A 19,047-nucleotide genomic window follows, 5' to 3' on the forward strand; every position below is an offset into this window, starting at 1 on the left:
GGGCCCGGACGACCGTCGTCACGGTCGTCCGGGCCCTCCGCACGGGGCACGCGAGGGTGATCAGCCGCGCGCGACCCAGGCCTCGACGTCCGCGACCGTGCGGGGGATCCCCACGGACAGGTTCTCGGCTCCGTCGGCCGTGACGACGATGTCGTCCTCGATGCGGACGCCGATCCCGCGGAACTCCTCGGGCACGGTCAGATCGTCGGGCTGGAAGTACAGGCCCGGCTCGATCGTGAAGACCATGCCGGGCTCGAGCACGCCGTCGAGGTACAGGTCGCGTCGAGCGGCGGCGCAGTCGTGCACGTCGATGCCGAGGTGGTGGCTCGTGCCGTGGACCATGTAGCGGCGGTGGTACTGGTGGTCCGGCTCGAGGGACTCGGCGGCGCTCACCGGCAGGAACCCCCACTCGGCCGTCCGCTCGGCGATGACCCGCATCGCCTCCGCGTGGATCTCGCGGAAGCGGATGCCCGGCCTCACGATGGCGAACGCCGCGTCCGCCGCCTCGAGGACGGCCTCGTAGACGAGGCGCTGGACGTCCGTGAACCGGCCCGAGACGGGCAGGGTCCGCGTGATGTCGGCCGTGTAGAGACTGTCGAGCTCGATGCCGGCGTCGATCAGGATGAGGTCGCCGTCGCGCACGACGCCGTCGTTGCGGGTCCAGTGCAGCACGCAGGCGTGGTCTCCGGACGCCGCGATCGTGTCGTAGCCCACCGTGTTGCCGTCGGCCCGAGCCCGGCGGTTGAAGGTGCCCTCGACCAGACGCTCCCCACGAGGATGCGCGAGGATCTCGTCGAAGTCCGCCACGACGTCGGTGAACCCGCGGCCCGTGACCTGGACGGCCTCGCGCATCTGAGCGATCTCGTAGGCGTCCTTGACGAGACGCAGCTCGCCGAGGTCGCGGGCGAGGTCGTCGGAGGAGGCCGTGTCCGAGGCCCGGTCCGCCTCGGCGGAGGCTCGGGCGGGGGAGTCGGCCAGACGCGCGGAGTCCACGTCGTCGATCCGCCGGGTCAGCTCGGGGTCGGCCTCGCGGAGGAGGAGGGTGTCGCCGTCGACGGTGCTGACGACGGCATCGAGCTCGCCGAGGTCGCGCGTGGTGAGACCGAGGTCGGCCCCCACCTGCACCAGGGACGGCCGCGGTCCGATCCAGAACTCGCCGATCTCCGGGTTCGCGTAGAACTCGTCGGAGTCGCGCCCGGCGCTGGCCCGGAAGTACAGCGTCGCCTCGTGCCCGTCGTCGACGGGCTCGAGCACCAGCACCGAACCGGGAACGGTGTCGGATCCCCAGCCGGTGAGGTGCGAGAAGGCGGAGTGCGCCCGGAAGGGGTAGTCGCAGTCGTTGGAGCGGACCTTGGCGCGGCCCGCCGGGATCACGAGGCGCTTGCCGGGGTGCAGGGCCGACAGCGCGGCGCGCCGCGCCGCGGCGAACGGAGACTGCTCACGGGGTTCCGGCAGATCGCCGGGCCTCTCGGCCCAGTTCGACGAGATGTAGTCCTTGAAGGTGTCGGAGCCGGGGGTCGTGGAGCGGTTCGTGGTCGCGCGGGGTGCCTTCGATTCAGCCATGCCGTCCATTCTCGCGCGAACGGCCGACGTCGCGCGCGACCCCCGGCTGTCCCGGGCTCCGAACGGCGGACGAGGGGACTCAGGCCCCGGTGCGGCTGAGCTGAGCGACGACCGGTCGGTGGTCGCTGCCGGCCTCGTCGAGATCGGTCACGACCCGGAAGCCGGTGGCGAGCCAGTGGCGCGACGCCAGCACGTGGTCGATCGGCGTCCCGAGCAGCGGGCTGAGATCGGTGGGCCAGGTCCCGACTCCGCCGTTCGCCGTGCCGACGGCGGCGTCGCGGCAGGTCCCGAGCGCGCCTCCTGCCGTGCCGAGGCCCGCCATGTGGTCGATGGTCGCGTTGAAGTCGCCGGCCATGACCACGTTGCCCGAGGCGCAGGCGTCGGCCAGCACGTCGAGGCCGGCGCGCCACGGCTCCATCGCCTCGCGGAGGGGCGCGACGGGGTGGGCGGCCACGATCACGGGGGACGCCTCGTCGACGGGGGTGGCGATGATGCTGGGCATCCCCGGAGTCGTCGTGACCGAGGTGCCGTCGTCCTCCGTCGCCACGGTGTACTCGCCGAGGGCGGTCGAGACCAGCAGGGACGTCGGCTTGGCCGTGGGCACGTCGTCGTAGCTCGAAGTGAACCAGGCCATCGGCAGACCCGCGGCGTTCATCGCGTCCGAGATGGCCTTCGCGGTCTCGGCGTCCGTCTCGGGCAGGGCCACCACGTCGGCTCCCACCTCGACGGCCAGCTCGGCGACGGTCGGGGCGCCGGGAGCGCCGCCCAGCGTGTTCCAGGACAGCACGGTCACGTCGGTGTCGAGGGCGTCCGTGAAGTCGTCGCGGCCGATGCCCCTCGAGGCGAGCACGCCGGCCGACACGGCGGCGGCGACGAGTGCGAGGACGGCCACGGACGCCGTGACGGATCGGATCCGTCGGGCGAACAGACCGATGACCACGAGGACGACGGCGACGACGACGGCGACGCCCGCTCCGACGACACGGAACGACACCGCCTGGGCGGCCGGCCAGCTCCTCTGGAGGTCGAGGGCCTGGGGCCAGACGGCGATGAGCAGGACCGCAGCGGCGGCGAGCACGAGGACGAGGGCGACGAGACGACGGATCATGGCCCGACCGAGCATAGGCGACGCCGCCTACGATGAGGGGATGCCGTCACGACCGATCGACCTGCACGCCCACAGCAGCGTCTCCGACGGCACCGAGACCCCCGCCGAGCTGGTCCGCGCCGCCGTGGACGCCGGTCTCGGCGCCCTCGCCCTGACCGACCACGACTCGACGGCCGGCTGGGCCGAGGCCACGCGGGCGGTCGTCGGCACCGGTCTCCTGCTCGTCCCGGGCATGGAGCTCAGCACGAGCTTCGGCCTGAACAGCGTCCACATGCTCGGGTACCTCTTCGACCCGACGGACGCGGCGATCCTCACCGAGACCGCCCGACTGCGCGACAGCAGGCTGCACCGGGCCGAGCGCATCGTCGAGCGGATCGCCGTCGACTACGACATCACCTGGCAGGACGTCCTCGACCAGTCCACCCGAGGGGCGACCCTCGGACGGCCGCACATCGCCGACGCGCTGGTGGCCCGCGGCTTCGCACCCGATCGCAGCGCCGCCTTCGCCGGCATCCTGCACTGGCGCTCCGGGTACTACGAGCCGCACGAGGCGCCGAGCCCCCTCGTCGGCATCCGCCTGATCCGCGAGGCGGGCGGCGTGCCCGTCATCGCGCACCCGGCCACCAGAGGCCGCGAGCCGAACGTCTCCGAGAAGGGGTTCGCGTCGCTCGTCGAGGCCGGCCTGATGGGGGTCGAGATCGCGCACCGCGAGAACACGCGGGCCGGCGCCGAACGCCTGCGCGAGCTGGCCGCGAAGCACGACCTCATCGTGACGGGTTCGAGCGACTACCACGGCGAGGGCAAGCCGAACCGACTGGGCGAGAACAGCACGGACCCCGAGCAGCTCGAACGCATCGTCGCCGCCGCCACGGGGTGGGCACCGGTCGCAGGCTGACGGCAGGAGGCGCGGGTCCGGAGCCCGGTCGACCGACGGAGCGAGGCTCCCGGGTGCTCTGCGATCGCCGGTGGCGGCCCCAGACGGAGCGCGACCCCCGGGCCCGGTGGGGTCAGGGGGTCGCGCGGGTGACTCAGGAGGCCGACGGTCAGCTCTGCGCGGGGGTCTCGCCGCTGGGACGTCGGCGGCGGTTCCGGCTGCGTCGGCGGGTCTCGCCGTTCTCGCCGACGGTGTCGGCCGACGGCGCGGACTCCGCCGGAGCGGCGGACGTCGAGGGGGCCGTGCCACGACCCGAGCCGTCGCGGCCGGACGAACGGGGGGCGTCGTCCCCGCGACCGCGCGAGCGGCCGCGCGCCCCGGGGGTGCGCTCGCGCGGGGCCGAGGCGCCGCCTTCGACGGCCGCCTTCGGCGCGGAGCGCAGGCGGCCCTTCGTGCCGGCGGGGATGTCGAGATCGGTGAAGAGGTGCGGGCTCGACGAGTACGTCTCGACCGGTTCGGGCTGACCCATGTCGAGGGCGCGGTTGATCAGCGCCCACTTGTGCAGGTCGTCCCAGTCGACGAAGGTGACGGCGATCCCGGTCTTGCCCGCTCGGCCCGTCCGACCGGCGCGGTGGAGGTAGGTGTCGTGGTCGTCGGGCACGGTGTGGTTGATGACGTGCGTGACGTCGTTCACGTCGATGCCGCGGGCGGCGACGTCGGTGGCGATCAGGATGTCCTTCTTGCCCGCCTTGAACGCGGCCATGGCCCGCTCGCGCTGCTCCTGGTTGAGGTCGCCGTGCACGGCCGCGGCGTTGAACCCCCGGTCGTTGAGCTCTTCGACGAGCTTCGCGGCGGCGCGCTTCGTGCGGGTGAAGACGACCGTCTTGCCGCGGCCCTCGGACTGGAGGATGCGGGCGATGACCTCGTCCTTGTCGAGCGAGTGGGCCCGGTAGACGACGTGCTTGATGTTCGCCTGCGTCAGGCCCTCGTCGGGGTCGGTCGCGCGGATGTGGATCGGGCGGTTCATGAACCGGCGGGCCAGGGCCACGATGGGGCCGGGCATCGTCGCCGAGAACAGCATCGTGTGACGCGTCTCGGGGACCTGCTGGAAGATCTTCTCGATGTCGCTGAGGAACCCGAGGTCGAGCATCTTGTCGGCCTCGTCGAGGACGACCTCCTGCACGCCCTTCAGGTCGAGGAGGCGCTGGCCGGCCAGGTCGAGGAGGCGCCCGGGGGTGCCGACCACGATCTGGGCGCCGGCCTTCAGCTGCTCGACCTGGCCCTCGTAGGCCTTGCCGCCGTAGATGCTGACGACCTTGGTCGCGCGGTTCGAGGTGGCTACCTCGAGGTCCTCGGCGACCTGGACGCAGAGTTCGCGAGTGGGGACGACGACGAGGACCTTGACCCCGGGGGTCGGGTCGAGGCCGATGCGCTGGGCGATCGGGAGGCCGAAGCCGAGGGTCTTGCCGGTGCCCGTCTTGGCCTGGCCGATGATGTCCTGGCCGGCGAGCGCGAGCGGGATGGTCTGGGTCTGGATGGGGAACGGTTCGACGATCCCCTTCGCGGCCAGTGCGTCGACCATGTCCTGGTCGATCGAGAGGTCTGTGAAAGTCACTGTTGTTGCCCTGTCTCATATAGGGGGATGCGTCGAGTTTAGCCCGTCGCCCCGAGCGGGCCTCCGGACCCCGTAAGCTGTCGGCGTGGTGTCATGGATGGGCCGAGGGTCGAAGCGCGTCGTTCCCTCGTTGCAGTGGCCGCGTCCGTCGTCCAGGCAGCTCCCCGTCAACCGGGTCGAGCTGGGGGCCTTCACCCCCGACCTCGAGGTCTACCTCGGTCAGGCCGCCTATCTCCAGCTCGCGCTCTCCGAGGCGCTCGGTCGCGCCACCGAAGCGGCTCCCTCGGTCCGTGCGCAGGCGGTCACGGCGCGAGTCGCCGGTGCCACGCTCGACCGCCATCGCGGCCTCACCGCGGAGATCGAGCGATCCGGTGGTGATCCCGCGGCGTCGATGGAGCCCCATGTCGCCGCCATCGACGAATTCCGTCGTCGCACGACCGGTTCGACGTGGCACGAGACGATGCTCGCGCACCACGTCTGCGCCGGGCTCCTCGACGACGTCTTCGTCCGACTCGCGGCCGGCCTCTCGGCGGATCATCGCGACCGCATCGTCAGCGTCCTCGAGGCGGGGGACGACGCGGAGACCGTCGCGGAGATCCTGTCGGCGTCGATCGAGGCCGACCCCCGGCTGGCGTCCCGACTGGCCCTCTGGGGCCGGCGGCTGGTCGGCGACACGCTTCTGGTCGCGCGGGCGGCGATCTCGGCTTCGCACGAGTCCGCCGACGACGAGCGCCTCGAGCCCGTCTTCACCGAGCTCATCGCGGCGCACACCCGGCGGATGGACGCCCTCGGCCTGACGGCCTGAACCTCCGACGGCCGCCTTCGACGAGGGCTCGCCGTCGACCGGTCACGGCCTCAGGCCATGAGTCGGGCGACCAGCCCGTCGTCATGGGCGAGACGCGACTTCGCGGTGACCCGGCAGACGACTGCGGCGACGACGGCGGGCACGACCAGGGACACGACCCAGATCCACCCGCCGTCGGCGGGCCAGCCGAGCCAGGTCAGGGCCTCCCAGAGGACCGCCGCCGACGCGGCACCCACCGCGGGGGACAGGAGCGCACCGCGTGTGCGGCGGCCGGGCAGGGCGAGATGGGCGATCACGCCCAGGATCGCCCCGCCCAGCACGATGAAGAGGAGCTCCATGCTCAGCTGACGAAGCCGACCCGGCGGTTCTCCTCCGAGCCGACCTCGACGTAGGCGAGGGACGCGGTGGGAACGAGGTAGGTCTTGCCCTTCGAGTCGGCGAGGGTCACGTACGACTTGCCGCCGTCGAGAGCGTCGGCGACGACCTTCTCGACCTCGGTCGCGCTCTGCGACGTCTCGAAGCTGATCTCACGGGGGCTGTTGGTGATGCCGATTCTGATGTCCACGACGTCACGATATCCGACCCCGCCGAACGTGGGCGGCACGTTCACTGTCGGCGCAAGCCAGTAGCGTCGGAGTCATGGCGACGACAGGCTTCCGACCTCCGGGCGACACGCGGCGCGGGACGCGCCCGGCTCGTCTCGACGAGTCGCAGGCCCGGGTCGTCGGCCTGCCCGACGGTGTCTCCGCTGCCGTGATCGGCGCACCGGGCACCGGCAAGACGACGACTCTGATCGAGACCGTCGTCGACCGGGTCGAAGGGCGCGGCCAGGGGCCCCGCTCGGTGCTGGTGCTGACTCCCGCGCGATCGACCGCCACGCGCCTCCGCGACGTCATCGCCGCTCGCCTCGGTGTGCCGACGCCCGGTCCGATGGCCCGGACGGTCTCGTCGCTCGCGTTCGACGTGGTCGGCCACTCGGCCCTGCTGGCCGGAGCCGAGCCGCCGACGCTGCTCACCGGCGGCGATCAGGACATCATCGTCCGCGAGCTGCTCGAGGGACACGAGACCGACGGCACGGGTCCGCGCTGGCCCGAGCACCTCGGGCCGCAGGTCCGCCGACTCCGCGGCTTCCGGACGGAGCTCCGCGAGATGTTCATGCGATCGACCGAGCAGGGGGTCTCGCCCGTCGATCTGCGCTCGCTCGCCGCATCCCGCGACCGACCCGAATGGGCGGCGGTCGGCGACCTGCTCGACGAGTACCGCCGTGTGGTCGACGGTCTCCCGGGGCGGCATCTCGACTCCGCCGAGCTCGTCGACTACGCGGTGGCCGCCCTCGACCGCGGAGAGACGGCCCCCGTCGTCGACGGTCTCGGGCTCGTCCTGGTGGACGACGCGCACGAGGCGACGGAATCCACCGTGTCGCTCCTGCGGGCCCTGGTCCGCCGAGGGGTCGCCGTGATCGCCTTCGGCGACCCGGATCTCTCGACGAACGCGTTCCGGGGCGGCAGCCCCGACGTGCTCGGCCGGCTCGGCGCGCGGCTCGGGCTCGACGACGTCGAGACGATCTTCCTGTCCACCGCGCACCGGCACGATCCGGCCCTCCGCGATCTCGTGTCGCGCATCACGGCGCGGATCGGCACGGCCGGCGCGGGCCGACAGCACGCGGCGGTCGCGGGTGCGCCGCCGGCCGGGTCCGAGGGGGCCCCTCCGATCCTCACCGTGCGGGCCGACAGCCCAGCCCACGAGATCTCCTCCGTCGCGCGGGTGCTGCGCGAGCACCACCTCGTCCGGGGCATCCCGTGGGCCCGCATGATGGTCGTCGTGCGGAGCGGCGGCCAGGTCGCCAGCGTCGCGCGAGGCCTGCAGTCGGCCGAGGTGCCCACCCGCACCTCCATCGCCGGTCGAGCCGTGCGAGACGAGCATGCGGCCCGCCACCTCCTCATCGCCGCGTCCGTGGCCGTCGGCCGCGATGCGCTCACCCCCGACAACGTCGCCGAGCTCCTCACGGGGCCCCTCGCCGGGCTCGACGCGCTCGCCGTCCGTCGCCTCCGCCTCGCGCTCCGGGCCGACGAGCTGGGTGCCGGGGGATCCCGCTCGGCCGACGCCCTGCTCGTGGAGGCCCTGGAGGGCCCGGGTCGGTTCGTCACCATCGACTCGCGGTTCGCCGCTCGCGCCGGACGATTCGCCGACAGCCTCGACGCCGCGAGGCGTGCGGCGGCAGGGGGAGCCAGCATCGAGGAGGTCTTCTGGGGTCTGTGGGAGCGCAGCGGTCTTGCCGCGCAATGGTCGGCGCAGTCCGCGGGCCGCGGCATCGTGGCCGCCGAGGCGGACCGGCATCTCGACGGCGTCGTCGCCCTCTTCACGGCGGCCAAGCGCTTCGTCGAACGGACCCCCGAGGCCGACGCGATCGGCTTCCTCGACTCGCTGCTCGGAGCCGAGGTGCCCGACGACACCCTGTCGCCCCAGACCTCCACCGAGTCCGTGCTCGTCTGCTCGCCGTCCGGCGCCGTCGGTCTCGAGGTCGACGTGGTCGTGGCCGCCCGTCTGCAGGACGGCGTCTGGCCGAACCTCCGCCTCCGCGGGGCCCTCCTCGGGCCGGACGAGCTCGTCGACGCGTCGCACGAGATCCCCGCTCCCGCCTCCGCCCTCGACGAGCGCGCCGCCGTGCTCTCCGACGAGCTGCGGATGTTCGCGCTCACGGTGTCGCGAGCGACCAGGCAGGTCGTCCTCTCCTGCACCGAGAGCGACGACGAGGGGCCCTCCGTCTTCCATCGGCTGCTGCCGACGGGCACCCCGACCGCGCCCGCGGGGCACCCGCTGTCGTTGAGGGGGCTCGTCGGGCATCTCCGTCATGCGCTCGTCGAGTCTCCCCGGGGCGCTCGCGCCGAGGCGGCGACGGTCGGTCTCGCCCGGCTGGCCGAGGCGGGGGTCGCCGGTGCCGACCCCGTCGAGTGGTACGGCCTCGCCGAGCCGACCACCACGTCGCCCCTCGCCGACCTCACCGACCCCGAGGTGCACGTGCCCGTCTCGCCCTCCCAGCTCGGCTCCTTCGAGGAGTGCCCTCTGCACTGGTTCGTCGACCGCTTCGGCGGCTCCGCCCCGAACTCCGCCATGGGACTCGGGACCGTCCTGCACGATGTGATGGAGCACGCCGTCGACAGCGACGTCGAGTCGCTCTGGGCCGCGGTCGAGTCCCGGTGGAGCGAGCTCGAGTTCGAGGCCCCGTGGATCGGGGAGTCCGAGAAGCGTCGGGCACGGGACATGACCGAGAGCCTGGCCTCGTACCTCCGCGACTTCGAGACGAGCGGCGCCGAACTGATCGGGGCCGAGTCCACCTTCGAGCTGGACATCGGCGTCGCCCGCCTCCGGGGCGCGATCGACCGCGTGGAGCGCACCCGCGACGGCGCCGCCGTGATCGTCGATCTGAAGACCGGCCGATCGGCCCCGACCTCGGCGGCCGCGGTCGCCGAGCACCCTCAGCTGGGCAGCTACCAGGTCGCGCTCGCCGACGGGGCCATCGAGTCGGTGCCGCCGGGCACGCCGCCCGGCGGGGCGAAGCTCGTCATCGTGTCATCCGGCGTCCGCGGCAAGCCGTACCGGGAGCCCACCCAGGCTCCCTTCGACGCCGAGACGCTGCAGGGGTTCCGTGATCGCGTCCGCACGGCGGCCGAGAGGATGGTGGGGCCGGTGTTCCTGGCGCGACTCGACGACCACTGCACCGGGAGGCACGGCGGGCCGTGCCGCATCCACATCGTCGGAGAGGTGAGCTCGTGACCGCGTCGACCCGCGCCTCCTCGGATCCCTCCGCGTCGTCCGCGCCCGGGTTGTCCGCTCTCCAGCTCGCCGACGTCCTCGAGCTGCCGCCGCCGACCCCCGAGCAGCAGTCGGTGATCGAGGCGCCTCTCACGCCGGCTCTCGTGGTCGCGGGTGCCGGCAGCGGTAAGACCGAGACCATGGCCAATCGCGTCGTGTGGCTTCTCGCGAACCGGCACGTCCGGGTGTCGGAGGTGCTCGGCCTCACCTTCACCCGCAAGGCCGCGGGCGAGCTCGGCGAGCGGATCGAGCGGCGGATCGCGCAGCTCGAGGCGGCCGGTCTGCTCGGCGACGCCCTCGACCCGTTCGATCTGCCGACGGTGTCGACCTACAACGCCTTCGCCAACGGGATCTTCCGCGACAACGCCCTCCGGGTCGGTCGTGAGAGCGAGTCGCAGGTGCTCGGCGACGCCTCGGCCTGGCAGCTCGCCCGGTCCCTCGTCGTCTCGAGCCGCGACGAGCGTCTCGCCGGTCTCGCTCGGAGCGTCGACTCGATCACCGAGGCCGTCCTGCGACTGAGCCACGCACTCAGCGAGAACGTCACGGCGGCGGCCCCCGTGGCCGCTCTCGCGGATCGGTTCCTCGATCTCGCCGGTCTGCCCTCCACCAAGGGCAGCGACTACCGATCGGTGACCGACGCCGTGGCCGCGGTGTCGGCGCTCCCGCCGCTGCTGGTCCTGGCGGAGGCCTTCGCCGACGAGAAGACGCGACGCGGGTTCGTCGAGTACTCGGACCAGGTCGCTCTCGCCCTCGAGGTCTGCGAGACGGCCCCCGACGTCGTGGCCGAGCTCAGACAGCGCTTCCGCGTGGTGCTGCTCGACGAGTACCAGGACACCAGCGTCGTGCAGACCCGGCTGCTGGCGCGTCTGTTCCGGGGAACGGGCGTGATGGCCGTCGGCGACCCCCATCAGTCCATCTACGGGTTCCGGGGTGCGAGCGCCGCCAACCTCGGTCGCTTCCCCGTCGACTTCGAGGCGCCGGCCGGCAGCCGGTTCAGCCTGTCGACCAGCTGGCGGAACGCGTCGACCGTGCTCGATGCCGCGAACCGCGTGGTGGCCGACCTGACGGCGACCGGCGACGAGGCGGTGGGGGTCCTGCGACCACGACCCGCGGCGCCGCCCGGTCACGTCGAGGTCGCCTACGACCAGACCCTGCCCGACGAGGCCGCGCGCGTGGCCGACTGGTTCGCCGACCGGCTGTCCGTTCCGGTGCTCGTCGACGGCCGACCGGCGCAGCGCACGGCGGCTCTGCTCTTCCGATCCAAGAAGACGATGCCGGTCTTCGTCGAGGCGCTCGCTGCGCGAGGGGTCCCGTACCACGTGCTCGGGGTCGGGGGTCTGCTCCAGCGGCCCGAGGTCGTCGATCTCGTGGCGTGCCTCCGGGTGCTGCACGACCCGTCCGCGGGGTCCGAGCTGATCCGGTTGATGGTCGGCGCGCGCTGGCGGGTGGGTGTGCACGACGTCGCGGCCCTCCGCGGCGTCTCGTCGTGGCTCTTCTCGCACGACCACGCGCAGCAGGCGCTCTCCGACGAGGTCGCCGCGGGCTTCCGCGCGTCGGTCGCCGTCGGCGAGCACGGCTCGATCGTCGACGCGCTCGACTTCGTCACCACGGCGCCGCCGACCCACCGGCAGCTCGGCGCCTTCAGCCCCGAGGGTCTCGTGAGGCTCCGCCGACTCGGTGCGCAGTTGGCGTTCCTCCGCGGGCGGACGGGGCTCGACCTCGTCGACCTCGTCACCCTGGTGCAGCAGGAGATGCTGCTCGACGTCGAGGTCGCCGCCGCGACCGGCGCCGGGTCGGGCGGGGCCTGGCTCCAGGCCTTCGACGACGAGCTCTCCGGCTACGTCGCCACGGACGAGAACGCGTCGCTCGGCGGCTTCCTCTCGTGGCTCACGGCCGCCGAACGTCGGGACGACATGGGCCCGCGATCCGAGGCCGGCGAGCGCGGGACGGTGCAGCTGCTGACCGTGCACGGCTCGAAGGGGCTCGAATGGGACGTCGTCGGCGTTCCGAGGCTCGTCGACGGCGAGTTCCCCGGCACGTCACGCGCCGGCGTCGGCTGGCTCGGCTTCGGCGAGCTGCCCTACGAGTTCCGCGGCGACGCGGCCGAGCTGCCCGAACTGGCGTGGCGCGGGGTCGACGACCAGAAGGACTTCGACCGGCGCCTGGCCGAGTTCAAGGCCGAACTGGTCGCCCGTCACGAGGGCGAGGAGCGTCGTCTGGCCTACGTGGCCTTCACCCGGGCCAAAGACGAGCTGCTGCTGTCGGGCTCGTTCTGGTCGTCGACCGTCAAGCCGCGTCGTCCGAGCCGGTATCTCGTCGATCTGGTCGACGCGGGTCTCGTCGACCCCTCCCGGGTGCCCGACGGGCCCGACGACGACGCGAACCCCCTCGCCGACGAGTCTCGCGAGCTCCCGTGGCCGGGTGACCCTCTGGGCGCTCGCCGCGGTGCGGTCGAGCACGCAGCCGCGCGCGTCTCGCGTCTGATCGCCGATCGGCGAGAGCACCCAGGAGGCGCGGGGCAGGACGGCGGCGAGGCCCCCGCCCCGCAGACGCCCCTCTTCTGGGCGGCCGACATCGATCTGCTCCTGCTCGAGCGCGACGCGGCGCGCGAGCGGGCGGGGCTGCTCGATCTGCCGCAGCGCATCCCCGCCTCCCGCTTCAAGGACTACGTCGACGACCCGGCGGCCGTCGCGGCGGCCCTGCGGCGTCCACTCCCCGAGCGGCCGTACCGGGCCACGAGGCTGGGCACGCTGTTCCACGAGTGGGTCGAGTCGCGCTACCGTCCGACCGGGCGCGTCGAGATGCTCGACGCCTTCGCCGCCGAGACCGATCAGGACGACGAGCGGATCGGCGGCACCAGGGGGGTCGTCGACCCGGACGACGCGCGCCGGCTGGTGGAGCTCCAGGCGACGTTCGAGCGTTCGGAGTGGGCGGGCCTCGACCCGGTGGACGTCGAGCTCGAGGTGCATCTGCCCCTCGGCGGCCGGACGATCATCTGCAAGATCGACGCCGTCTTCGCTCGGGGCGATCGCTTCGAGGTCGTCGACTGGAAGACGGGTCGTTCACCCGCCGACGCCGACGACCTCGAGCTCAAGCAGCTGCAACTGGCGCTGTATCGAGAGGCCTACGCCTCGTATCGGGGCATCGACGCCGACGGCATCGACGCCGCGTTCTACTTCGTCGCGGACGATCACGTGCTCCGGCCGGAGCACGTGGCCGACCGCGACGAGCTGCTCGGGCTCTGGACCCGGGTCGAAGAGGGGGCGGGCGGCTAGCTGTGGCGTCGTTCGGTGGACGAGAGCAGCTTCTCGACGCCGTCGATGTCGAGCGCAGCCGTCTGACCGGCGCCGATGGCTCCGCTGCGGTCGAGCTGGAGCGAGTCGACCAGGCTGCCCATCAGCTCGACGGCGTCGTCGACGACCTCGGTGCTCTTCGTGCTCGTGCCGTGCAGGAGCCACTTCGCCAGCTCGAGCTCGTGATAGAGGGTCGCCCGGTGCCGCAGCTGATGGTCGCTCGAACCGCGCGCGGTGTTGTACGCCTCGAAGGCGTCGTCGACCGCCGACGGCGTGCCGAGGAGCCAGGCGAGGTCGCGGGCCGGGTCGCCGACGTGCAGATCGTGCCAGCCGAGCACGCCGGTGACCTCCGAGCCCGTGACGAGGATCGACCCGGCGTCGAGCGAGCCGTTGACGACCGTGGGCTGGAACTGCCAGAGCAGGTGATCCTGGATCGCCGCCTCCCAGCGCTCCAGCAGAGCGGCGGGCAGCAGGCGCGTCGATGCGGCCCGGTCGACCAGCGACGCGGTCGAGCGCATCGCCTCGAACGGCGTGTGGCTCGTCAGGCCCGCGTCCGTGACGAAGCTCGTGGGCAGCGAGTGGATCGCGGCGACGCCGCGTCCGACGACCGGGGGGAGACCCGAGTCGGGGGTGACCCGCGACGCCGGGAGGTGCTCGCCGGGGATGAAGTCGTAGACGATGCCGCGGGTGCGGCCGAGCGGCGCCTGGCCGCGGTACTGGGGCACCGCGAAGGGCAGACGCCCGCGGACGCCGGCGCTGAGGGCGCGCAGGGCCACGAGGTCGGCGGACTGGCGCGCCTCGGCGCGCTGCGTGCGCGGCACGCGGATGATCCAGTGCTCGCCGAGCCGCCCGGTGAGCAGGGCGGAGTCGTAGTCGCCGTCGGTCGACGAGCCGTGCTGCGCGGCCGCGGAGACGTCCAGGTCGGCGACGGCCGCCGTGGCCAACGCGGCTAGAGTGAGATGAGATCTGGCCATGTCCTCAGGGTAGGCCGCTCGGCGTGGTGCCTCGTCGTTCGCCACGCTGTCAAACCGTAGTGATTGGTCGTTCCATGTCCTCGCCCCTGACGGACCGCCTCCCGCTCGCGCGTCACCAGGTCGATCGCGACTACCTGACGCGGGACCGCGCCGACGTCGTCTCCGAGCTCCTCGCCTCCGACGACACGCGGGTGCTCCCGCTGTGGCGCGGGCGCACGCTCATGGCCTCGTCCGACCGGCTCGCGCTGCTCCCGGCCCGAGCCGTCCCGCAGGCCGACGACTACGTCTATCTCGGGCTGTCGCAGGCCGTCGACGAGGCGGAGCCGGTGGGCACCCCGCTCGTGGCCGCTCTCCTGAGCGACGAGCAGGCCCGGACCCTCGAGCCCGACGAGTCCGCCTGGGGCGGCCTGCGGGCGTTCGGCAGCGTCCTCAGCGCTCGCGACGCCGGCCTCGCCGTCGAGGCGGTCGCCGTCGCCAACTGGCACGACTCCCACCGATTCTCACCACGCAGCGGTCGCGCCCTCGTGAGCGACAAGGCCGGCTGGGTCCGTCGCGACCCCGAGAACGGACACGAGGTCTTCCCGCGGACCGACCCCGCGATCATCGTCGCCGTCACGGACGCCGACGACCGGCTCCTCCTGGGCTCGAACGCCCTCTGGGAGAACAACCGCTACTCGCTGCTCGCGGGCTTCGTCGAGCCGGGCGAGTCGCTCGAGCAGGCGGTGCAGCGGGAGATCTTCGAGGAGTCCGGGGTCAAGGTCGTCGACCCGGTCTACCTGGGGTCGCAGCCCTGGCCGTTCCCCGCCAGTCTCATGCTCGGGTTCCGCGCCCGGGTGGACGCCGACGACCCGGGCGTGCTCGAGCCCGACGGCGCCGAGATCCTCGAGCTCCGCTGGTTCAGCCGCGCCGAGCTGGCCGCCAGCCTCGACGACGTGATCCTCCCCGGTCGGACCTCGATCGCCCGCGCCATCATCGAGGACTGGTTCGGCGGCGAGATCGACCAGTGACCGAGGCCGCCGAACTCATCGCCGGGCTCGACGAGCAGCAGCGCGAGGCGGCACGTCGACTGCTCGGGCCGGTCTGCCTCCTCGCGGGCGCCGGAACGGGCAAGACGCGGGCCATCACCCATCGCATCGCCTACGGGGTCGCCACCGGCGTCTACGCGCCCAGCAGGGTCATGGCGCTCACCTTCACGTCCCGGGCGGCGGCCGAGCTGCGGGGGCGCCTGAGGGCGCTGGGCGCCGGGGGGGTCTCCGCGCGGACCTTCCATGCGTCGGCCCTCTCGCAGCTGTCGTACTTCTGGCCGCAGACCATGGGCGGTCAGATGCCGCGGCTGGTCGACGGCAAGGGCAAGCTGATCGCGCATGCGGCCGAGCGCCTCGGTCTGAAGCTCGACACGGCGTCCCTCCGCGACATGGCCGGCGAGATCGAGTGGCGGAAGGTCTCGCGGCTGACGCTCGAGTCGTACGCCGCCGCCCTGCCGCAGCGGTCGCTGCCGCAGAACGTCAGCCCCGAACGCGCGGTCGATCTGCACGCCGCCTACGAGGACATCAAGGACGAACGCCGCCAGCTCGACTTCGAGGACGTCCTCCTCGCCACGGTCGGCATGCTCCAGCTGGAGGCGCGGGTCGCCCAGCAGGTCCGCGAGCAGTACCGCTTCTTCGTCGTCGACGAGTACCAGGACGTCTCGCCCCTCCAGCAGGAGCTCCTCGAGCTGTGGCTCGGCGATCGGAACGACCTCTGCGTCGTCGGAGACGCGAGTCAGACGATCTACTCGTTCGCCGGGGCGTCGGCCGACTACCTCCTCGGCTTCGGGTCGCGTTACGACGACGCGACGGTGGTCCGGCTCGAGCAGAACTACCGGTCGTCGCGTCAGATCGTCGACACGGCGAATCAGCTGATGCGCGGTCGTCCCGGGGCGCTGCACCTCCATCCCGCCGTCGAGACGACCGGCCCCGTGCCCCCCGTCATCGAGTACCCGAGCGACTCCGCCGAGGCGCGGGGCGTGGCGCAGACCATCGCCGACGAGATCAGGTCGGGCGTCGCCCCGGAGGAGATCGCCGTGCTCTATCGGGTCAACGTGCAGGCCGCGCTGATCGAACGGGCCCTGGCGGACGTGGGCGTCTCGACCCGCATCCACGGTGCGACGAGGTTCTTCGAGCTGCGCGAGGTCAAGGAGGCGCTGATGATGTTGAAGGGCGCCGCGATCAGCATCGTCGGCGAGCCGCTCTTCAAGACCGTCAGCGACGTCCTCCGGTCGCTCGGCTGGACTCAGGAGGCCCCCGAGCAGCGCGGTGCCGTCCGTGATCGCTGGGAGTCCCTGAACGCCCTGATGGGTCTCGCGGAGGCCTCGCCCGCCGGAACGACGCTCCGGCAGTTCGTCGACGAGCTCATGGCGCGTCAGGCGGGTCAGCACGAGCCGACCATGCCGTCGGTCACCCTGGCGACCCTGCACTCGGCCAAGGGCCTCGAGTGGCGGAGCGTCTACCTCGTCGGTCTCAGCGAGGGGCTGGTGCCCATCAGCTACGCCCAGGGTCCCGAAGCCGTCGACGAGGAGCGCCGTCTGCTGTACGTCGGCGTCACCCGCGCTCGAGAACGTCTCCGTCTCTCGTGGAGTCAGAGCGGGCAGGGCCGAGGAGGCGCGCGTCAGCCGAGCAGGTTCCTGGCAGAGCTGCGCATCCGCAGTCGGGATGGGGTCGACTCCGCCCCTGCGTGACGGCCCCGCTCTCGAGATCGATCCGCGTGACCAGCGCTGCGTGGTCCGGGTCGGCTTCGCGCCGACTCGAGATGACGCTCGCCGCGTCGAGGAGTCGGCGCACGGCGACGGTGGCGGATTCTCGGATGACGAGGGGGCGGGGGATCACGACGGGTCGTCCGCTGAGCTGACCGGCGATGGCCGGCCATGCGGCGTCGACGTCGCCCGCGGTCAGATGCAGGCACCGCGAGCACGCGGTGCGCCCCGGGATGACGAGGGGGCCGATCCGTACCGAGCGATCGCCCGTCCTGACGAGGAGGTGGCTGAGGTCGTCTCGGACCCACGAGGACGCGGTGACGGGGTCGAGGGCCAGGCCGCCGACGAGGAGGCCCAGGACCGGCGCACCGGGAGCCGCGGCTCGCCTCGCCGGAAGGGGGTCGGCGGCGAGGCGGACGGGGACGCCCTCGGCCTGGAGGAGCCTCCCGGCGTCGTCGGCGATCGGGCCGGCGCCGTGGAGGAGGACGGAGAGCGCCGGCTGGCCCTCGGTCGGTCGAGGATCGAGGGCGGGCTCGAGCCGCGCGACGAGACGATCAGCCGACCCCCGCTCACCGCCGATCTGCGCCAGGATCGCGCCCACCCCGCCATCTCCGAGCCCGGCGGCCACCGCCCAGACGAATCTCTCGTCGAACGCGCTCACCTCGTGCAGGACGACGTAGGCCCGTTCGACCCCGATCTGCACGGTCGACGGGTCACGCCAGACGAGGGTGGTGTGGGGGAGGAACCGGAGTGGGCGGGGCATCCGACGATCATCGTCGCCGTGAGGGAGGCGCCGACGGTTCTCCACAGGGGCCCGAGCGCGGGCGCCCGGTCAGCGCTCGGTGGAGGACCCGGGCTCGTCGGCCGATCCGTCGTCCGCCTCGCGGGGGCGTCCGTCGGACGTGTCGTTCAGGAGATCCTCGATCGCACGATCGACGTCGTCGAGCTGGGGCTCGGTGGCGGTCAGCCGGGCGACGAGGGCCTGAGGATCGTCGATGTCGGCGCTCGTGGGGACGATGTCGGGGTGCGACCAGAGGGAGTCGCGCTCCTCCGCGCCGACGGCGTCCGTGACGGTCGCCCAGAGGGCCGCGGCCTCGCGGAGCCGCCGGGGGCGGAGCTCGAGCCCGACCAGGGTCGAGAAGGCCGACTCCGCGGGTCCGCCGGCGGCGCGCCGTCGGCGGACGGTCTCGGCGATCGCCCCGGACTTCGGCAGTCGCACGGTCGCCGCCGCGGTGACGACGTCCACCCATCCCTCGATCAGGGCGAGCGTCGTCTCGAGGCGGGCGAGGGCCGCGAGCTGCTCGTCCGACTTCGGCGGGATGAGCGCTCCGCTGGCCATGGCGTCGCGCAGCTCGTCCGGGCTGGAGGGATCGAAGTCGACCGCCAGCGCCTCGAGGCGCTCCGTGTCGATGCTGATGCCCTGCGCGAACTCGCGGATCGACGAGATGAGGTGCAGCCTGAGCCAGCGCGCATGGCGGAAGAGACGCGCGTGAGCGAGCTCGCGGACCGCCAGGTAGATCTGGATCTGGTCGGGCTCGATGTCGAGTCCCTCGCCGAATGCGGCGACGTTCTGGGGGAGGAGCGCGGCCTGCTGCTCGTCGAGCAGCGGGATGCCGACGTCGCCCCCGGAGACCACCTCGCGCGAGAGCTGGCCGACGACCTGGCCGAGCTGCATGGCGAACAGGGTCCCGCCGACGCTGCGCATGACCTGGCTCGCGCCGGCCAGCAGAGACTGCATCTCCTCCGGGGCCTGGTCCTTCAGGACGCCCGTCAGCGAGTCCGCGATGGACGTGGCGACGGGCTCCGCGAGCTGGCTCCAGACCGGCATCGTGAGGCGCGACCACTCGGCGCGGGTGACGAGCCGGGGCGCGACCGTGAGCTCCGAGACGAAGGTGACGTCGTCGAGCCAGAGGGCGGCCACATGGAAGGCCTGCTCGAGGGCGGCCCGTTCGGCGGGCGGCGTCGTCACGGCGGACTGCGTACCGGCCGCGACGGCCTGCTCGGTCGCGACCTTCCAGTCGATGCCGTCGCCGCTGCTGTCCACGGCGTTCTGCAGCTGGCTCATGAGGCGTGCGATGAACGCGGGGTCGTCGGGCAGCCCGGCCACACCGGCCAGCTGCGCGGGGTCGATCTCGGAGTCGCCGGACAGGAACTGGCGCAGCATGTCGCGGAACTCGTCTTCCGGCTCGCGCTGCGAATCATCGGTCATACGAACTACGCTAACTGCTGGCCACGGGAACAGCCGGGAAAACGCCCTCCGCCCCAGCCTCC

13 protein-coding genes and 1 pseudogene are annotated in these 19,047 nt (G+C 72.6%); 6 read left to right on the forward strand and 8 right to left on the reverse strand.

Annotated features, from left to right (window positions below; all coding sequences use genetic code 11):
- Positions 1-60: 60 nt before the first annotated feature.
- Both ASF89_RS05670 and ASF89_RS05675 read right to left on the reverse strand, forming a co-directional pair.
- A complete protein-coding gene (locus tag ASF89_RS05670; RefSeq protein ID WP_055813178.1) occupies positions 61-1,563 on the reverse strand; it encodes an aminopeptidase P family protein in 1,503 nt (500 codons plus the stop codon).
- Between the two features lie 79 nt (positions 1,564-1,642).
- Positions 1,643-2,671 carry an endonuclease/exonuclease/phosphatase family protein gene (locus tag ASF89_RS05675; RefSeq protein WP_055812696.1) on the reverse strand — a complete coding sequence of 343 codons (1,029 nt, stop codon included), beginning with the start codon at positions 2,669-2,671 and terminating at the stop codon, positions 1,643-1,645.
- A gap of 40 nt (positions 2,672-2,711) precedes the next feature.
- Here ASF89_RS05675 and ASF89_RS05680 point away from each other — a divergent pair, with 40 nt between their 5' ends.
- The gene (locus tag ASF89_RS05680) at positions 2,712-3,566 is read left to right on the forward strand and encodes a PHP domain-containing protein (protein ID WP_055795527.1); all 855 of its coding nucleotides are present in this window, start codon (positions 2,712-2,714) and stop codon (positions 3,564-3,566) included.
- A gap of 148 nt (positions 3,567-3,714) precedes the next feature.
- Here the strand turns inward: ASF89_RS05680 and ASF89_RS05685 are convergent, their stop codons facing one another.
- Complete coding sequence (locus tag ASF89_RS05685; RefSeq protein ID WP_055812698.1) at positions 3,715-5,160, reverse strand: DEAD/DEAH box helicase; 1,446 nt, start codon at positions 5,158-5,160, stop codon at positions 3,715-3,717.
- A gap of 85 nt (positions 5,161-5,245) precedes the next feature.
- Here ASF89_RS05685 and ASF89_RS05690 point away from each other — a divergent pair, with 85 nt between their 5' ends.
- The gene (locus ASF89_RS05690; protein WP_235483992.1) at positions 5,246-5,965 is read left to right on the forward strand and encodes a ferritin-like fold-containing protein; all 720 of its coding nucleotides are present in this window, start codon (positions 5,246-5,248) and stop codon (positions 5,963-5,965) included.
- Positions 5,966-6,015: 50 nt separating this feature from the next.
- Here ASF89_RS05690 and ASF89_RS05695 read toward each other — a convergent pair whose 3' ends face one another.
- Positions 6,016-6,303, reverse strand: a complete 288-nt coding sequence (locus tag ASF89_RS05695) for a hypothetical protein (protein ID WP_055794525.1) — start codon at positions 6,301-6,303, stop codon at positions 6,016-6,018.
- Between the two features lie 2 nt (positions 6,304-6,305).
- Entirely contained in the window at positions 6,306-6,530 is a 225-nt protein-coding gene (locus tag ASF89_RS05700; RefSeq protein WP_055795529.1) for a DUF3107 domain-containing protein, read from the reverse strand.
- A gap of 74 nt (positions 6,531-6,604) precedes the next feature.
- Between ASF89_RS05700 and ASF89_RS05705 the strand changes: the two genes are divergently transcribed.
- Positions 6,605-9,739 (forward strand): ATP-dependent DNA helicase, encoded by a 3,135-nt coding sequence (locus tag ASF89_RS05705; RefSeq protein WP_055812705.1) that lies wholly within the window; start codon positions 6,605-6,607, stop codon positions 9,737-9,739.
- Complete coding sequence (locus ASF89_RS05710; RefSeq protein ID WP_055812708.1) at positions 9,736-13,053, forward strand: ATP-dependent DNA helicase; 3,318 nt, start codon at positions 9,736-9,738, stop codon at positions 13,051-13,053. The genes ASF89_RS05705 and ASF89_RS05710 overlap by 4 nt, the downstream gene beginning before the upstream one ends.
- Here the strand turns inward: ASF89_RS05710 and ASF89_RS05715 are convergent.
- Positions 13,050-14,045, reverse strand: a complete 996-nt coding sequence (locus ASF89_RS05715) for a phosphotransferase (protein WP_055794531.1) — start codon at positions 14,043-14,045, stop codon at positions 13,050-13,052. The genes ASF89_RS05710 and ASF89_RS05715 overlap by 4 nt on opposite strands.
- Positions 14,046-14,119: 74 nt before the next feature.
- Between ASF89_RS05715 and nudC the strand changes: the two genes are divergently transcribed.
- Complete coding sequence (gene nudC, locus ASF89_RS05720) at positions 14,120-15,052, forward strand: NAD(+) diphosphatase (RefSeq protein ID WP_055794533.1); 933 nt, start codon at positions 14,120-14,122, stop codon at positions 15,050-15,052.
- A complete protein-coding gene (locus ASF89_RS05725) occupies positions 15,049-16,761 on the forward strand; it encodes an ATP-dependent helicase (protein ID WP_055812711.1) in 1,713 nt (570 codons plus the stop codon). The genes nudC and ASF89_RS05725 overlap by 4 nt, the downstream gene beginning before the upstream one ends.
- Here ASF89_RS05725 and ASF89_RS16080 read toward each other — a convergent pair.
- Positions 16,748-17,539 (reverse strand): annotated as a pseudogene (locus ASF89_RS16080) (hypothetical protein); the annotation flags it as partial. The gene ASF89_RS05725 and the pseudogene ASF89_RS16080 sit on opposite strands and share 14 nt — an antisense overlap.
- A gap of 69 nt (positions 17,540-17,608) precedes the next feature.
- Positions 17,609-18,985 carry a zinc-dependent metalloprotease gene (locus tag ASF89_RS05730; protein ID WP_055794536.1) on the reverse strand — a complete coding sequence of 459 codons (1,377 nt, stop codon included), beginning with the start codon at positions 18,983-18,985 and terminating at the stop codon, positions 17,609-17,611.
- Between the last annotated feature and the right edge of the window lie 62 nt (positions 18,986-19,047).

It is taken from the genome of Frigoribacterium sp. Leaf172, from assembly GCF_001424285.1.
In the GTDB taxonomy this organism is placed as follows: domain Bacteria; phylum Actinomycetota; class Actinomycetes; order Actinomycetales; family Microbacteriaceae; genus Frigoribacterium.